The organism is Streptomyces sp. NPDC059009 (assembly GCF_042740175.1).
Taxonomy (GTDB): domain Bacteria; phylum Actinomycetota; class Actinomycetes; order Streptomycetales; family Streptomycetaceae; genus Streptomyces.
Genome location: NZ_JBHYJB010000043.1, coordinates 54225 through 70294, shown reverse-complemented (window position 1 = coordinate 70294; position 16070 = coordinate 54225). Strand labels below are relative to the sequence as shown.

The following is a 16070-nucleotide window of genomic DNA, read 5'->3' as shown; positions in this document are numbered from 1 at the left end:
AGGGGAGACCGGTGGTCGCGGAGGTGAGGGTTCCGCTCCGGCGCGCCACGCGCGGTGCGGAACCGGCGCCTCAGGCGGTGCGGAACCGGCGCCTCAGTCGGCCTGCGGCTCCACGACCGCCCCGCCGTGGGCGGACTGGCGTGCGGAGAGAGCGGAGTTGAAGCGCGTGAGGAGCGCGCAGAAGCTCTCGCGCTCCTCCGGTTCCCAGTCCTCGGTCAGCTCCGCCATGAGCGAGCGCCGCGACGAACGCACCTCGTCCAGGCGCGCCTGGCCGCGCGGCGACAGCTGGAGCACCACCGCGCGCCCGTCCTCCGGGTGCGAGGTGCGCTTGACGAGACCGGTGTCGACCAGCGGCGCGACCTGGCGGGTCACCGTCGAGGAGTCGATGCCCATGCTCGCGGCGAGCGCCTTGACGCCCATCGGGCCTTCCTTGTCCAGGCGGTTGAGCAGCAGATATGCCGCGCGGTCCATGGAGTTGCGGACCTGGCCGACGCCGCCGAGGCGGGTCTGCTCGGCACGGCGGGCGAAAACTGCCACCTGGTGCTGCAGGGTGTCGAGAAGGCCGGTGTCACTGGCGGTCGTCATGTCCGGAGTTGTGGGCATGGCCGTGGGCTCGCTTCATGGAGAGGGGCGTCGGTGTGGGGGACAGGGTACGCGGCCGGGGCGCCGCCCGTACCTGCGCTGCACAAACCAGTCTCGACCCGTGGTCCCGGGAGGAGCCACCCGGCGTGAACTGGGAGACTTGCCGTCATGAGCTACCGCACACGTGACTCCTTGCCGAAGGTGACCCTCGACGATGTGCGCGGTGCCCAGAAGATGCTCTCGGGCGTGGCCCGGATCACCGCCATGGCGAACAGCCACCACCTGTCCCAGCTGGTGGGCGCGCCCGTGCACCTGAAGTGCGAGAACCTCCAGCGGACCGGCTCGTTCAAGCTGCGCGGCGCGTACGTGCGGATCGCCGGCCTGATGCCGGAGGAGCGGGCCGCGGGCGTGGTCGCGGCGAGCGCGGGCAACCACGCGCAGGGCGTCGCGCTCGCCTCCTCGCTGCTCGGGGTGCGCGCCACGGTCTTCATGCCCGCGGGCGCCCCGCTGCCCAAGGTCGCGGCGACGCGCGACTACGGGGCCGAGGTCCGGCTGCACGGTCAGGTGGTCGACGAGACGCTGGCCGCCGCCGAGGAGTACGCGGAGAAGACGGGCGCCGTCTTCATCCACCCCTTCGACCACGCGGACATCATCGCGGGCCAGGGCACGGTCGGCCTGGAGATCCTGGAGCAGTGCCCGGAGGTGCGCACGCTGCTCGTGGGCGTCGGGGGCGGCGGGCTCGCCGCCGGGATCGCCGTCGCGGTGAAGACGCTGCGCCCGGACGTGCGCGTGATCGGCGTGCAGGCGAGGGGCGCGGCCGCCTACCCGCCCTCGCTCGCGGCCGGGCACCCGGTGTCGGTCGTGAACCCCTCGACGATGGCGGACGGCATCAAGGTGGGCCGCCCCGGCGACGTCCCGTTCGAGATCATCGAGGAGCTGCTCGACGGCGTCGTCACCGTCTCCGAGGACGCGCTGTCCAGTGCGCTGCTGCTCTGCCTGGAGCGGGCCAAGCTGGTCGTCGAACCGGCGGGCGCGAGCCCGGTGGCGGCCCTGCTGAGCGATCCGCACGGCTTCGAGGGCCCGGTGGTCGCGCTTCTGTCGGGCGGCAACGTGGACCCGCTGCTGATGCAGCGCATCCTGCGCCACGGCATGGCCGCGGCGGGCCGCTACCTGTCGCTGCGGCTGCGCCTCACGGACCGGCCGGGCGCCCTGGCGACGCTGCTCGGGGTGCTGTCCGAGGTGGACGCCAACGTCATCGACATCAGCCACGTCAGGACCGATCCGCGGCTCGGGCTCACGGAGGTCGAGGTCGAGCTCCAGCTGGAGACGAAGGGGCCCGAGCACTGCACGGAAGTGAGCGCGGCGCTGCGGAAGTCCGGCTACACGGTCATCGACTGACCGGGGCGGGCGGCTCTCCGAGGGCCCCGCACCTCGGATCTCTGAGGGCCCCGCACCTCGGAGAAAATCTCTTGTGAGACGCGATACATCGCGTTATAGTCAGTCGCGTCGGGCGGGCTGCCGCCGGGCGGGCAGAAGCGGACAAACCTAAGCTTTTCCTCGGAAGTAACCCAACTGCTGGGAGAACTCTCATGCCAGGCGCCATCTACGCGGAAGGTCTGGTGAAGACCTTCGGTGACGTCAAAGCGCTCGACGGCGTCGACCTCGATGTCCCGGAGGGCACGGTCCTCGGCCTCCTCGGGCCGAACGGTGCGGGGAAGACGACGACGGTCCGCTGTCTGACCACGCTCCTCACGCCCGACAGCGGCACGGCTCTCGTCGCCGGCATCGACGTCCTGAAACACCCCAACCGCGTGCGCCGCTCCATCGGCCTGTCGGGCCAATTCGCCGCGGTGGACGAGTACTTGACCGGCCGGGAGAACCTCCAGATGGTCGGCCAGCTCTACCAGATGAGTGCGCGGGACGCGAAGAAGCGGGCCGGTGAGCTGCTGGAGCAGTTCAACCTCACGGAAGCCGCCGACCGCAACGCGAAGACGTACTCCGGAGGCATGCGCCGCCGCCTCGACCTCGCCGCCGCCCTGGTGGTCAGACCACCCGTGATGTTCATGGACGAGCCGACGACGGGCCTCGACCCCCGTAACCGCCAGGCGCTGTGGGACGTGATCCGGGACCTCGTGGGCAGCGGCACGACCCTCCTGCTCACCACCCAGTACCTGGAAGAGGCCGACAACCTGGCGCACGACATCTGCGTCGTCGACCACGGCCGCGTCATCGCGCGCGGCACGTCGGACGAGCTCAAGGCCCGGACCGGCGGCGAGCGCGTCGAGATCGTCGTGCACGGCCGGGAACAGCTGCCGATCGCGGCGGAGGTGCTGCGCTCCTTCTCCAAGGACGGCGCGGACCCGGCGGTCGAGGAGCACACCCGCAAGCTCATCGCCCCGGTCGTCGGCGGCGCCAAGCTCCTCGCCGAGGTCATCCGCGAGCTCGATCAGCGCGGCGTGGAGATCGACGACATCGGTCTGCGCCGCCCCACCCTCGACGACGTCTTCATCTCCCTCACCGGCCACGCCGCGGAGAAGGAGGAGGACGACGGGGACGGGGCCGGATCCCAAGAGGCCACGTCCCAGGCCAAGTCCCAGAAGGAGGCGGCCAAGTGAGCGCCGTGACCGACACCGTGCCGAGCCTGGCCCCCGCCGGATCCGGTGGCATCGGCCAGTCGATCAGGGACTCCCTGGTCGTCGCCAAGCGCAACCTGATCCGCATGAGCCGGATACCGGAGATGGTCATCTTCGGCCTGATCCAGCCGATCATGTTCGTGGTGCTGTTCACCTACGTCTTCGGCGGGTCCATCAACATCCCCGGCGCACCCCCCGGGAACGCCCAGGCGTACCGCGAGTTCCTGATGGCGGGCATCTTCGCCCAGACCGTCACGTTCGCCACGGCGGGCGCCGGCGCGGGCATCGCGGACGACATGCACAAGGGCCTCATCGACCGCTTCCGCTCGCTGCCGATGGCACGCGGCGCGGTGCTCACCGGCCGCACCCTCGCCGACCTGGTGCAGACCGCCCTCACGCTGGTCGTGCTCGCGGTCGTCGCCCTGCTCGTCGGCTGGCGCACGCACGAGAACCTCGCCAAGGTGCTCGCGGGATTCGCCCTGCTGCTCCTGCTCGGCTACGCGTTCTCGTGGATCGGCGCGCTCATCGGCCTGTCGGTGCGCACCCCGGAGGCCGCCACCTCCGGCGGCCTGATCTGGCTCTTCCCGCTGACGTTCATCTCGAATGCTTTCGTGCCGGTCAAGGGCATGCCCTCGTTCCTCCAGCACGTCGCCGAGTGGAACCCCTTCAGCGCGACCGTCGCGGCGGCCCGCCAGCTGTTCGGCAACACCATCGCGGGCCAGCCCAAGTCACTGACCGGCGCCTGGCCCATGGAACAGCCGGTCCTGGCCTCGATCATCTGGTCCGTCCTGATCATCGTGGTGTTCCGGACGCTGGCGGTCCGCAAGTACCGCTCGGCTACGGCCTGACACACGCAAGAGGCGGGGCTCCGGGCCACCCCGGGGGCCCCGCCTCGCGCACGGTCAGGAAACGCAGTACTGGACGCTCCTGCTGCGCTTGAACTGGTGGGTCTTGCCCTTGTACTTGTAGTACGACAGGGACTTGTACGACCCACAGGGGCTCGCCTGGGCCGACGTCCAGAACAGGCCGGTGCGCCGCTTCTTCTTCGAGCAGGAGTTGGCCACCTCCAGGTCGGGTGTGTACGGGTGGGCCTGCAGCAGCGAGACGCAGGCCACCGCGCCCTTCGGCAGCTTGCCGCCCTTGTTGACCTTCGCCTGGGCGTAGATGCGCCACTTCCCGTTCTTCTTGTGCTTCTTCGGGTACAGCGGCGTCAGCTTGGCGGCCTTCTTGGCCTCCACCTGCTGGACAACGCTCACGCTGCCCTTGGACGGGGCGGAATCCTGCGCCGCGTTCGCGGTGGCGGCGCCGCCGGCGAGCAGTGCGACGGCCGTGGCGGTGGCCGCGAGGGAGTGTTTCATCTGCACGAGGTCGCAACTCCTTCTGCTGAGGGAGCGGGCCGGCTCGGGGCCGCCCCGCGCGGATCATCCTGGGGTCGGCCGCGCGGGCGCCGCCATTGGCTCTTCGTGCACTGCCTCAAGGGGCAAGGACGTCCGCGAGGGCCCGGACGAAGCCGCCGAAGGGGCCACGCACGCGGAAGCCCCCGGCACACACCGTGTGCCGGGGGCTTCCGCGTGAGGTCTGGTCCGAGGGGCGGTCAGCCCTGGTACGGCTTTGCCTCGAGGATCTTCACCGAGGCGAGCTTGCCGTTCGGCAGCTCGTACTCCGCGTCCTCGCCGATCTTCTTGCCGTTCACGCCGGAACCCAGCGGGGACTGCGGCGAGTACGTCTCGATGTCCGAGCTCGCGTACTCACGGGAGGCGAGCAGGAAGGTCAGGGTGTCGTCCTCGTCGCCGTCGAAGGCGATCGTGACGACCATGCCCGGAGCCACCACGCCGTCCGCGGCCGGGGCCTCGCCGACCTTCGCGTGCTCCAGGAGCTGGGTCAGCTGCCGGACGCGGAGCTCCTGCTTGCCCTGCTCCTCCTTGGCCGCGTGGTACCCGCCGTTCTCCCGCAGGTCGCCCTCCTCGCGCGCCGCCGCGATCTTGGTCGCGATCTCGGTGCGCGCAGGACCAGACAGGTACTCCAGCTCGGCCTTGAGCTGGTTGTACGCCTCCTGGGTGAGCCAGGTGACGTTCTCGCTGGTCTGGGTCACAGGTGCTCCTCGTAGGTACTGGGAATACAAAGCACGCCCTACCCAGAAGGATGTTCCCTCACGGGTGGGCGAAACCACGAGCCTAACAATTCAGGCGCGCGAGGGGGAGGACATAAGCCATCAGAAATACGTCAACGCAGGTGAGGCGGTATGTGGCCGCTGAGGAGCACGGGGCGGCAGCGGCGGCCCGGGGCTGACGGGGTCAGTCGGCGTGGCAGCCGAGCAGCTCGGCGGTGTTGCCGCGCCCCGTCGTGCGCAGGGTGACGACCTTGTCGACGCGGCCGGAGTCCTGGTCGAAGCGGAAGTCCGCGCGCCCCACCTCGGAGCCGTCCTCCGCCTGCGAGCGCACCGTGCAGTAGCCGCTCGCGTCGGCGTCCTTGCGCACCTCGAGGTGCACCTTCACGGCCTTGTCGGAGACCGCGTCGAACGTGATCACCTCGGCGCTGATCTTCGACGCGGCGACGTAGTGGTACGCGAACCAGCCGATCACCACGAGCAGCACCGCGCCGAGTGCGGCGCCCACGAGCTTCAGGGTGCGGTCGGCGCGCTCGTCCGAGGAGCGCCCGTAGCGGCCCTCGGGGCGCTGAGCGGGGATCTGCGCGGCCGAGCCGTCGAGGTCGCCGCCGCTGACCGCACTCATGATCGTCCTCCAGGACAGGGGGATGCCGGAATTTTCCGCCCCCCGGTTCCGTCACTATAGAAGCCGCCCGTTGCGTACTGACACTGAGGGCGCCCGTCACCACTTATCACCGCTGAGGATCTTGCCTTGACTGAGCAGCTGCGATTGATGGCCGTTCACGCCCACCCCGACGACGAGTCGTCGAAGGGCGCGGCCACCATGGCCAAGTACGTGTCCGAGGGGGTGGACGTGCTCGTCGTGACCTGCACGGGCGGCGAGCGCGGCGACATCCTGAACCCGAAGCTCCAGGGCGACACCTACATTCAGGAGCACATCCACGAGGTGCGCAAGAAGGAGATGGACGAGGCGCGCGAGATCCTCGGCGTCAAGCAGGAGTGGCTCGGCTTCGTCGACTCGGGGCTGCCCGAGGGCGACCCGCTGCCGCCGCTGCCCGAGGGCTGCTTCGCGCTGGAGGACGTCGACAAGGCGGCGGGGGAGCTGGTCAAGCAGATCCGCTCGTTCCGGCCGCAGGTCATCACGACGTACGACGAGAACGGCGGCTATCCGCACCCCGACCACATCATGACCCACAAGATCACGATGGTGGCCTTCGAGGGCGCGGCGGACGCCGAGAAGTACCCGGAGTCGGAGTTCGGCCCGGCGTTCCAGCCGCAGAAGCTCTACTACAACCAGGGCTTCAACCGCCCCCGCACCGAGGCGCTGCACCACGCGCTGCTCGACCGCGGCCTGGAGTCGCCGTACGGGGACTGGCTCAAGCGCTGGGACGAGTTCGAGCGGGTCGAGCGGACGCTGACCACGCACATCCCGTGCGGCGACTTCTTCGAGATCCGCGACAAGGCGCTGATCGCGCACGCCACGCAGATCGACCCCGACGGCGGCTGGTTCACGGTCCCGATGGAGCTCCAGAAGGAGGTCTGGCCCACCGAGGAGTACGAGCTGGCGAAGTCTCTCGTCGATACCTCCCTCCCCGAGGACGACCTCTTTGCGGGCATCCGCGACAATGCCTGATATGAGCGCGCGAGTAGATCTGGCACTGACGCACCTCGTCCCCCTCGCCAAGGAGGTCGACGACGACAAGGTGACCCCCGGCGTCCTGGGGTTCATCGTCTTCGCGGTGATGGCGCTGGCGGTCTGGGGCCTGATGAAGTCGATGAACAAGCACATGCGGAAGGTCGACTTCAAGGAGTCGTCGGACGCGACGGCCGCGGAGCCGGGCGCGGCGCCGCAGAAGTAGCGGCTCCGCCCGCCCGCGCCCGGTGGCGCGAGCGGGCCGAGCCGATAAGAGGCACTCTCATCCCGGCGAGCGAGGCATGGTCCCTCGCCACCGGGACTTCAAGGGGTGCCACATGCCGCACGGGCGCGTCCTAGGCCGGGCCCTCCGTTCCGCTGACGCCCATGACCTCCCGGGCGTGCCGGTCCGGCACCATCCCCAGGCGCCACGCCTGCCACCCGGCCTCCAGGTCCGCGCCCCGCTCCAGCATCAGCTGGTACGCCTCCACGTACGCGTCCAGCTTCCCGTCGCGCGTCGGGTGGCCGGAGCGGGCCAGTTCGGAGAGGTCCTCCAGGGCCACCGCCGTGCCCACCTCCGAGCCGCCCGGGGAGGCGAAGGGGAGGAGGGTGCAGCGCAGGAAGCGGGCCCAGTCGGCGCCCCGGTGGTCGCCGTACGAGGTGAAGAGCTCCAGGGCGTCGTCGCACAGGGCGAGGGCCTGGGCGGCGCGGGTGTTGCCCGCGTCGACCACCGCGAGCTCCAGGCAGGTCCACGCCTCGCCGTGGGCGACGCCGATGCGCTGGAAGTCGGCGCGGGCGTCCACCAGGAGCTGGCGGGCGAAGCCGGAGTTGCGCAACGAGCCGGTCTGGGCGGCCCGTTGGTCGCGGGTGACGCGGGCGGAGTGGTGGCGGGCGCAGGCCAGGCCGTAGACGTCGCGCATGCGCGAGAACATCGTCCGTGAGCGCTCCAGTTCGCGCACCGCCCGGTCCAGGTCGCCCGTCTCCTCCAGGGCCTGGCCCAGGTAGTAGGCCGACCACGCCTCGCCGCGCGCGTCCTCGTTGTCGCGGTGGCGGGAGACGGCATGGCGCAGGGACTCGGCGGCCGCCGTCGCGTCGCCGTCGACCAGGCGGGCCCGGGCCAGCTGGGTGAGGGCCCAGGCTTCGCCGCGGCCGTCGCGGGTCTTGCCGTACAGGCCGAGGGCCTCGCGCAGTTCGGCCTCCGCGCGGGGCACGTCGCCCAGGCGCAGACAGAGCTGGCCCAGCTGGAAGTGGGCCCAGGCTTCGCCGTGCATCGACTCGTTGGCCCGGTGCAGCCGCAGCGACTCCTCCAAGTGGGCCAGGGCGTCCGCCAGTTGGGAGCGGTCCCGCTCCACCGCGGCCAGGGCGTGCAGGGTCCAGGCGCGGTCGCCGGCGAGGGCCTCGGCGGACTGGAGGTCGAGGGCCTCGTGGAGGCGTTCCGCGGCCTCCGTGAGCTGGCCCTGGTGGTGGAGCGTGATGCCGAGGGAGCAGAGGGCGAGGGCCGCGCCCGCGTCGTGCCGGGCCTCGAAGTAGAGGTCGACGACGGAGGTGAGGGTCGTGCGGGCCTGGTCCAGCTCGCCGAGCTGGCGCGAGGCGATGCCGGTGCGCCACTGGACGGAGCGGACCAGGAGGCCCTGGTCGACCGCCTGCGTCAGCTCGCTGATCTCGCCGAGGCGGTACAGGTCGCCGCGCAGCAGGCAGTAGTCGCAGAGCGCGCCGAGGAGGCGCAGGACCGCGTCCTGGTTGACGCCCTCCGCGTGCCGCAGCGCCGCCGTGATGAAGCTCGACTCGTCGTCGAGCCAGCGCAGCGCGGCGTCCAGGGACGTGAAGCCATGGCCGTCGAACTGGCCCGCGCGCGTCGACATCTTGCCGTCGACGAGGCGGATCACCGCGTCCGCCAGCTCGCTGTAGCTGACGATGAGGCGCTCCTGGGCGGCGGTGCGCTCGCCCGGCTCCTCCTCGTCCAGGAGGCGGGCCTGCGCGAAGGCGCGCACCAGGTCGTGCAGGCGGTAGCGGCTGCCCCGTACGCGGTCGACCAGGCCCGCCCGGGAGAGCTCGGCCAGGTGCCGCTCGGCGGTCTGCGGGTCCCGGGTGTCGGTGCCGAGCAGCGCCGCCGCGGCCGCCGCCCCGAGCGAGGCGCGCCCGGCGAGGGCCAGGCGCCGCAGCAGCCGGCGGGCGGGCTCGGACTGGTCGGTGTAGCGCAGCCACAGCACCCGCTCGACGGGCCCGACCGCCCCGGCGGGGCCGTACGCCGCGAGGTCGGCGGCGAGCTCCCCGGGTGTGCGGGGGCCGAGCGCGGACCCGGCGATGCGCAGCGCCAGCGGGAGACCGCCGCACAACTCCCGTACGGAATCGGTGGCTTCGGCGTCGTACGGGGCGTGTGCCTCGGGGGCCGCCGACGCCGCGAGGAGCTCCTCGGCGCCCGCCGCGTCCAGCGCCTGGACCGGCAGGTGGTGCACCCAGGCGGCCAGGTCGTCGGGGAGTTCCAGGGCGTCACGGGCGGTGACCAGGACCAGGCTGTCGGAGCGCTCCGGGATCAGGGCGCGGACCTGCTCGGGGTCGCTCGCGTCGTCCAGGACGACGGTGACGGGCAGGCCGGTCAGCTGCTGGTGGTAGAGCTCGGCCAGGCGCCTGACCTGCTGGTCCTGGGTGGATCGCTCGCGGAAGAGGAGCTGCTCGCGGGGGGCGCCGAGGCGGTTCAGGAGGTGCAGGAGGGCGTCCCGGGTGGTCAGGGGCGGATCGTTCGGGCTGTCGCCGCGCAGGTCCACCACGCACGCGCCCCGGAACTGGTCCCGCAGCTCGTGCGCCGCCCGGACGGCGAGGGTGGTGCGGCCCGCGCCCGGTGCGCCGTGCAGCACCACCACCGTGGGCCGGGTGTCGGTGCTCGCCCGGGCCGCCCGCACCCACTGGCCTATCTGCCCGAGCTCGGCCCGCCGCCCCGAGAAGGGGCCCTCGGGCTGCGGCAGCTGGCCGAACGACTGCTCCAGGACGGCCCGGCGCCGCGCGGCCGCGCTCTTGTCGGTGCGGCGCAGCTGGGGCGCCGCCGCGGTCTTCGTCCCGGAGCTGGAGGCGAGGACCCGCTGCTGGTCGAAGAAGGGGCGCACACCGCGCACCTCCAGGGCCGTCAGCCACTGCAGGCGCAGCTGCTCGGGGCCGCCGGGCTGGCCCACCGCGCCCGCGTGGCGGCTGGCGGCGGGCAGATGCGCGGCGGCGACCTTGCCGACGGTCACGGCCGCGCCCACCACGCCGACGGCCGCCCCGGCGGCGAGGGCCGTCGAGCCGTCCGTGCCGAGCGCCACGTCGGCGACGCCCGCCGCGACCGCGGCAACGGCCGTCACCAGTAAGGGGGTTCCGGCCTTCTCCTTCGCGAACCGCTGCCCGAAGCCGATCTGTCCGGCCGCCGCCTCGTCCAGGGCCCTGGTGTACGCCTCGTACTCCTCGGCCGCGGTCTTCGCCATCTGGTCGAGCGCCCCGCGCGCCCGGGAGAGCAGCACCGGCCCGTCGACGCGCCCGCCCGAGCGGCGGACCTCCTCCTCCACCGCACGCACCAGAAGGCGCTCGGCTTCGGCCCGATGGCTCTCTCGCACAGGGTCCCCCTCCGACGTACACGACGCGTCTGGCCCCAAGTGTCCTGCGTGCGGGGCGGGGGCGCGAGGGCCTCCCTGTCTTGATCTTGCCGCCGGGCGGCGCCTTTTTGCCCGCCTTTGGTTCCGCAGGCAAAACCGTGCACTCGCTGAGGGTCACCTTTCATGTGAATCTACAAGCCAGGTCGGCCGACCAGTCACTTCCTTCATGGTTTCGGTGACTGACCCTCGGAGGGGGCGGGCGGGTGTACTTGCGTTATTCCGCGTTAACAGCATGTGAACGAAACACGTAAGGGACTTCGGTCTCCTGGCTCGAAAAGAACGACCCGAAACCGCGAACCCGCAGCGCGGCCCGGGGAATCCTCCACCAACCTCCGAAAAGGAGCGACAGTGACCGCGCACACCCTGGAAACGAGCACCCTCGAGCTCGAGCGCGCCTGGCTGGACAAGGCGATCAACCGTGCCGTCGAGAGTGTCAACAACGGAGGCGGTCCCTTCGGCGCGCTGATCGCCAAGGACGGCGAGATCGTCGCTCTTGAGAACAACCACGTCACCGAGAACCTGGACCCCACGGCGCACGCCGAGGTCAGCGCGATCCGCGCCGCCTGCAAGGCGCTCGGCACCTTCTCGCTCGAGGGCTGTGTCCTGATCACCTCGTGCGAGCCGTGCCCGATGTGTCTGACCTCCGCTCTGTGGGCCCGCGTCGAGCGCGTCTACTTCGCCGCCGACCGTGACGACGCCGCGGTGGCGGGCTTCGACGACCGCCGCTTCTACGACCTGCTCGAGAAGAAGTCGCCGGAGCTGTGGCCGATGTCGGTCGAGCGGATCGAGCTGCCGAACCGCACGGCGCCGTTCGACGCGTGGCTGGCCAAGACGGACCGCATCGACTACTGAACCGCCCCTTGAACTCTCTGTTGAGAGTGGCCTGTTGAGACGTGATGAGGCCGACGCCCGGTGCACGAACACCGGACGTCGGCCTCATTGCTTGCTCTTCAGGAGTGAGGTGCCTGCTTCACAGGTGTGACAGATGTGAGGTGTCGTTGAGGAAGCGCAGCGTGGCCTCGCCCGCCCCGTCGTACGTCACCTCCGACACCGAGGCCGCCGCGAGGTCCATCCGGAACAGCGTCCGCGGCGGTGCGCCGAGCGCGAGCCGGACCAGGGTGCGCAGCGGCGCCACGTGCGAGACGAGCAGGACCGTCCGGCCCGCGTGCTCCGCGAGCAGCTTGTCCCGCGCCCGCTCGACCCGGTGCGTCACGGAGGCGAAGCTCTCGCCCGTGCCGCCCGGCACCGCCGCCGGGTCCGCCTGCCACGCCGCGAACTCCCGCGGGTACCGCTCGCGCACCTCGGCGAACGTCAGCCCCTCCCAGGCGCCGAAGTCCGCCTCGCGCAGCCCTGCGTCGACCCGCACCTCCGGGCCGAGGCGGCGCGCCGCGGCCCCGGCCGTCTCCCGGCACCGGCGCAGCGGCGAGGACACCACGGCCTGGACGCCGAAGCGGGCCGCGAGCGACTCCGCCGCGGCGTCGGCCTGCCGGCGGCCCGTGCCGGACAGCGGCGGATCGTCTCCGCCGCTGCCCGAGAGCCGCTGGTGCGCGGTCAGCGCCGTCTCGCCGTGCCGCAGCAACAGCAGCGTCGTGAGCACGCCGCTCAGACCTTCGTGACGAGGTGGTTGCCGAGGACCAGGTGGTCGATCTCGGTGCCGAGGAAGCAGTTCAGCGCGTCGGCCGGGGTGCACACGATCGGCTCGCCCGCCACGTTGAACGAGGTGTTGATCAGGCAGGGGACGTCGGTCAGGGCCGTGAACCGGCGCAGCAGGGCCGCGAGGCGCGGGGTGTCCTCGTCGGTGATCGTCTGCACCCGGGACGTGCCGTCCACATGGGTCGCCCCGGGGATGACCTCGTGGAACTCCGGCCGCACCGGGAACACGAACGTCATGTACGGGGAGCGGGACTTGCGGCCCATCTCGAAGACCTTCGGCGCGTCCGACTCGATGACGAGCGGGGCGAACGGGCGGAACGGCTCCCGGTGCTTGACCTTCGTGTTGATGATGTCCTTGATGTCCGGGAAGCTCGGGTTCGCCAGGATGCTGCGGTGCCCCAGGGCCCGGGGGCCGTGCTCGACCCGCCCCTCGAACCAGCCGACGACGGCCTTCTCGGTGAGCAGCTTCGCCACCTGGTCGACGACCTCGTCGTCGCTCAGCCGGGTCCAGCGCACCCGCCCGTCGAAGTCCCGCAACGTCCGCTCGATCGCCGCGTCGTCGTACTCCGGCCCGAGGTAGGGGGTGACCCGCGGCGCGGGCTTCAACTCCCCCGTACGGTCGGGGTGGTTGACCCAGGCGTGCACCGCGGCGCCGATGACGATTCCCGTGTCGCTGGCGCCGAAGCTCACATCCATGTCGTCGAAGCGCGAACCCTCCAGCAACGGCGTGTTGTTGAGGCAGTTCAGCGCCACGCCGCCCTCGAACAGCAGGTGGTTCAGATCCGACTTCGCCTCCAGGGCGCGGACCTGGTGGCGGGTGACGACACCCAGCATCTCCTGGGCCGCGGCGGCCACCCGGGCCTGGTATTCCAGGGTGTCCTGCCGGGGGCCGAAGTACTCCTCGAACACGGGCTCGAGGCTGCGCGGGTCGTCCGTCTGAAGGGGCCGGGTGAAGGTGTAGCGCCCGTCCTCGTGCAGCTGGACCAGGTTCTCGACGAACGGGTTCACCGCCGGCGGATCGGCGTATCCGGCCAGGCCCATGACCTTGTACTCGTCGTTGTTGGGCACGAAGCCGAGGAAGCGCGTGATCGCGCCGAAGAGGAGCCCGATCGAGTACTCGGCGCCGATGGTCGACTCGTCGAAGACACGGATCCGGCCGTCGCGGACCTCGCCCAGCAGCGTGGAGAACCGCTCGGCGCGGCCGTCGCTGACGAGGAACGCGGCGTCCTTCCCGCCCGCCAGGTACCAGCCGGTCATGGCGTGTGCGAGGTGGTGCGGGACGAACACCACCTTGGCCGGGTCGGGGGTGAAGCCGGTGCGCGCGGCGAAGTCGGCGAGGACCGCCTCGGGGCTGACGACCTCGGCGAACAGCTTGCGCATGCTGCTCACGAGGTAGTCCCGTGCCGCGGGCTCCAGCGATGCCGCCGTGATGTCCGCGACGATCTCTTCCTCGACCTCGGCGGACCAGTTCCACGGAATGGCGATCAGGTCGAGGTCGGAGAAGTCCAACCCGGCTTGCTCAAGGCACCAGTTGACGGAGTTCACCGGGAAGTCGGTGGTCTTCTTCTCGCGGTTGAGCCGCTCCTCCTCGACGGCCGCGACCAGTTCGCCGTCCACGAGCAGCGAGGCGCCCGCGTCATGGCCGAGGAGATAGTGCTTCTCGGTTCCGACCGCGCCGAAGTGCTCGGCGAAGAAGTCCGAGACGCGGGTGAAGCCGTTCCACCCCAGGACCTTCATGTCAGTTGCCTTCCTTGCCGAGGTAGAGGTCGCGGACGAGCTCTCCGGCCGCGGGTGCCTGGCACAGTCCCTGGCCCGAGAACCCCGCCGCGTGGAGGAAGGGACGGGAGGAGTCGCGGCCGATGAGGGGGAGCCCGTCCGGACTGGCGTCGAGGGCGCCGCCCCAGCCGCGGCGCAGCCGGATGCCGTCGAGCGCCGGGTACGTGGTGCCGAGCTGCCGCGCGAGCCGCTGGAGCCAGGCGTCCCGGGACTCGCCCTCCTGGGGGCGGCCCATCCCGACGAGGACGCGGTCCTTCCAGGCGCGGATCCGCAGGCTGGAGGGGTGCAGCGTCATCGGCAGGGCGCCGGTCGGCTCCGCCGGGGGGTCCGTGAGGAGCAGCTCGATGGGCTCCGGGGCCACCGGGAGCCGGACGCCCGCCAGCGCGGCCACCTCTCCCGACCAGGCACCGGCCGCGCAGATGACGGTGCCGGCGAGGATGCTGCCCGCCGGGGTGTGGACCCGCCCGTCGGGGTCGATGCCGGTGACGGGGGTCTCCGTGCGCAGGACCGCCCCGGCCTCCTGGGCGGCCGCGGCGTAGCCGCGCACGATCGCGACCGGGTCGCAGGAGTACGCCTCGGGCGACCAGGCCGCCGCCAGGATCGTGCTCTCGTCGAGCAGCGGGTTCAGCTGCGCCGCCTCGGCCGCGGACACGAGCTGGACGTCCACGCCCGCGTCGCGCTGGGCGGCGTGGTCGCGGTGGAACTCCTCGACCTGCCGCTCCTCGGTGAACAGCACCATGAAGCCGACGCGCTCCAGACCGAGCGGGGTTCCGGTCCGCTCGGCGAAGGACCGGTACGCGGTCATGCTGCGCACGGCGAGGGCGCCGGTGCGGGCCTCGCCGGGGAAGTACGTCCGTACGACGTTCGCGGTGGACCCGGACGAGCCCGAGCCGAGCGTGCCGCGCTCAAGAAGGACCGTGCCGACCCCGGCCTCGGCGAGTTCGCAGGCGATCGCGGTGCCGATGACGCCGCCGCCGATGACGAGGGCGTCGGTGCGGTCGGGCAGGGCGCTGGGTGGCAGGGCGCTCATGAGGGCCGGACCGCCTCGGCGGCCTCGGTGGCCTCGGCGGAGCGCAGCTGGCGCAGGCCGTCGGTGGCGTCCCACGGGAACAGGTGCAGGTTCCAGCCGCCCAGGCAGTTGATGTAGAGCGCCAGCTGGCTGACCACGGCCAGGAAGTCGTCGCGGTCGAGGTCGTCGAGGCAGGCCAGGAAGCGCTGGGTGAAGGCCCACAGCTTCTCCAGGCCGCAGTAGCCGAGGAACTCGGCCGGGACGCCGACCAGCAGCCGGGTCATCTGGCGCAGCGAGTCCATCGGCATGTCCCCGACGGCGGCCCGGACCAGTCCGCCGTAGCTGGCGTAACCCAGCGGACGGGTCTCGCCGTTGACGAACAGCAGGGTGGGAAGGACCGTCTCGTACGACCCGGCGCCGGAGGGGATCAGGCCCCGGTGCAGGTCGTCGAGCTCGGGCGGCGCGGTCAGCCAGATCCGCTCCGTCTCCGCGTACACGTCCTGGAGCAGTCCGTCCGCGGCGGCGTCGGCGGCGGTCAGGCGCGGGATGCTGTGGCCGCCCGCCGTGCCCGCCTTGCGGACCTCGACCAGGATCTCCTTCTTCGTCGAGTAGACCGCGTCCCAGACCGCCTGCGCGGCCTCGTCCAGGGCGGGCAGGTCCGTGTCCCGGATCCGGCCCACGGGCGCCGCCGGCATCGGCTCGGTCAACTCGCCGTACTTGATGCCCAGATGCTGCAGCCCCGAGCAGAACACCGTGCCGTTGGGCGCGTCGCGCCGGTCGGCGATGCGCTCCGAGGGGTGTACGTACAGCAGCTTGGGGATCGGCACGTGGTGGTACAGGTGCCGGCCCGCCACGAGCGCGTGCCCCTGCAGGCTCCGGTAGGGCAGTGACTCCCACAGGGCGTCGGCCAACTCGGGGTTGCGGCCGTCCAGTTCCGCGGTGACGGTGATACCCAGATCAGGCCAGACGATCTCGATGTGCCGACCGGACAAAGACTCAGGCAAGGCTTTCCCTTTCGTACGTGCACAATTCCCGCTCGTTCGACGTGCGTTGA

At 71.5% G+C, this 16070-nt stretch carries 15 protein-coding genes; 6 read left to right on the top strand and 9 right to left on the bottom strand.

Annotated features, from left to right (window positions below; all coding sequences use genetic code 11):
* Positions 1-93: 93 nt before the first annotated feature.
* Positions 94-603 carry a MarR family winged helix-turn-helix transcriptional regulator gene (locus ACFWYM_RS34830; RefSeq protein ID WP_384846429.1) on the bottom strand — a complete coding sequence of 170 codons (510 nt, stop codon included), beginning with the start codon at positions 601-603 and terminating at the stop codon, positions 94-96.
* 147 nt (positions 604-750) lie between these two features.
* On the opposite strand from ACFWYM_RS34830, the gene ilvA reads away from it, so the two are divergent.
* The 3 genes from ilvA to ACFWYM_RS34815 all read left to right on the top strand — a co-directional run bounded on the left by ilvA (position 751) and on the right by ACFWYM_RS34815 (position 4063).
* Positions 751-1980, top strand: a complete 1230-nt coding sequence (gene ilvA, locus ACFWYM_RS34825; protein WP_384846427.1) for a threonine ammonia-lyase — start codon at positions 751-753, stop codon at positions 1978-1980.
* Positions 1981-2171: 191 nt separating this feature from the next.
* Positions 2172-3197, top strand: coding sequence for an ATP-binding cassette domain-containing protein (locus ACFWYM_RS34820; RefSeq protein WP_384846425.1), 1026 nt, complete (start codon positions 2172-2174; stop codon positions 3195-3197).
* Positions 3194-4063 carry an ABC transporter permease gene (locus tag ACFWYM_RS34815; RefSeq protein ID WP_384846423.1) on the top strand — a complete coding sequence of 290 codons (870 nt, stop codon included), beginning with the start codon at positions 3194-3196 and terminating at the stop codon, positions 4061-4063. The genes ACFWYM_RS34820 and ACFWYM_RS34815 overlap by 4 nt, the downstream gene beginning before the upstream one ends.
* A 54-nt stretch (positions 4064-4117) precedes the next feature.
* Here ACFWYM_RS34815 and ACFWYM_RS34810 read toward each other — a convergent pair whose 3' ends face one another.
* The 3 genes from ACFWYM_RS34810 to ACFWYM_RS34800 form a co-directional block, all read right to left on the bottom strand.
* Positions 4118-4579 carry a hypothetical protein gene (locus ACFWYM_RS34810; protein WP_384846421.1) on the bottom strand — a complete coding sequence of 154 codons (462 nt, stop codon included), beginning with the start codon at positions 4577-4579 and terminating at the stop codon, positions 4118-4120.
* A 230-nt stretch (positions 4580-4809) separates the two neighbouring features.
* Positions 4810-5307, bottom strand: a complete 498-nt coding sequence (gene greA, locus ACFWYM_RS34805; protein ID WP_384846419.1) for a transcription elongation factor GreA — start codon at positions 5305-5307, stop codon at positions 4810-4812.
* Positions 5308-5509: 202 nt separating this feature from the next.
* Positions 5510-5947, bottom strand: a complete 438-nt coding sequence (locus ACFWYM_RS34800) for a DUF4307 domain-containing protein (protein WP_384846417.1) — start codon at positions 5945-5947, stop codon at positions 5510-5512.
* A 147-nt stretch (positions 5948-6094) separates the two neighbouring features.
* Here ACFWYM_RS34800 and mca point away from each other — a divergent pair, with 147 nt between their 5' ends.
* Both mca and ACFWYM_RS34790 read left to right on the top strand, forming a co-directional pair.
* A complete protein-coding gene (gene mca, locus ACFWYM_RS34795) occupies positions 6095-6955 on the top strand; it encodes a mycothiol conjugate amidase Mca (RefSeq protein ID WP_384846487.1) in 861 nt (286 codons plus the stop codon).
* The gene (locus ACFWYM_RS34790; protein ID WP_384846415.1) at positions 6948-7181 is read left to right on the top strand and encodes a hypothetical protein; all 234 of its coding nucleotides are present in this window, start codon (positions 6948-6950) and stop codon (positions 7179-7181) included. The genes mca and ACFWYM_RS34790 overlap by 8 nt, the downstream gene beginning before the upstream one ends.
* A gap of 130 nt (positions 7182-7311) precedes the next feature.
* On the opposite strand, the gene ACFWYM_RS34785 is transcribed toward ACFWYM_RS34790, so the two are convergent.
* The gene (locus ACFWYM_RS34785) at positions 7312-10539 is read right to left on the bottom strand and encodes a tetratricopeptide repeat protein (RefSeq protein ID WP_384846413.1); all 3228 of its coding nucleotides are present in this window, start codon (positions 10537-10539) and stop codon (positions 7312-7314) included.
* 387 nt (positions 10540-10926) lie between these two features.
* On the opposite strand from ACFWYM_RS34785, the gene ACFWYM_RS34780 reads away from it, so the two are divergent.
* The gene (locus tag ACFWYM_RS34780) at positions 10927-11430 is read left to right on the top strand and encodes a nucleoside deaminase (protein WP_384846411.1); all 504 of its coding nucleotides are present in this window, start codon (positions 10927-10929) and stop codon (positions 11428-11430) included.
* Between the two features lie 118 nt (positions 11431-11548).
* On the opposite strand, the gene ACFWYM_RS34775 is transcribed toward ACFWYM_RS34780, so the two are convergent.
* The 4 genes from ACFWYM_RS34775 to ACFWYM_RS34760 are packed head-to-tail and all read right to left on the bottom strand — an operon-like array spanning position 11549 to position 16020.
* Positions 11549-12175, bottom strand: a complete 627-nt coding sequence (locus ACFWYM_RS34775) for a histidine phosphatase family protein (protein ID WP_384846409.1) — start codon at positions 12173-12175, stop codon at positions 11549-11551.
* Between the two features lie 5 nt (positions 12176-12180).
* Positions 12181-13968, bottom strand: coding sequence for a carbamoyltransferase (locus ACFWYM_RS34770; protein ID WP_384846407.1), 1788 nt, complete (start codon positions 13966-13968; stop codon positions 12181-12183).
* 1 nt (position 13969) lies between these two features.
* On the bottom strand, positions 13970-15037 hold the full coding sequence (locus ACFWYM_RS34765; protein WP_384846405.1) for an NAD(P)/FAD-dependent oxidoreductase: 1068 nt from the start codon (positions 15035-15037) through the stop codon (positions 13970-13972).
* A complete protein-coding gene (locus tag ACFWYM_RS34760) occupies positions 15034-16020 on the bottom strand; it encodes a hypothetical protein (RefSeq protein ID WP_384846403.1) in 987 nt (328 codons plus the stop codon). The genes ACFWYM_RS34765 and ACFWYM_RS34760 overlap by 4 nt, the downstream gene beginning before the upstream one ends.
* Positions 16021-16070: the final 50 nt, after the last annotated feature.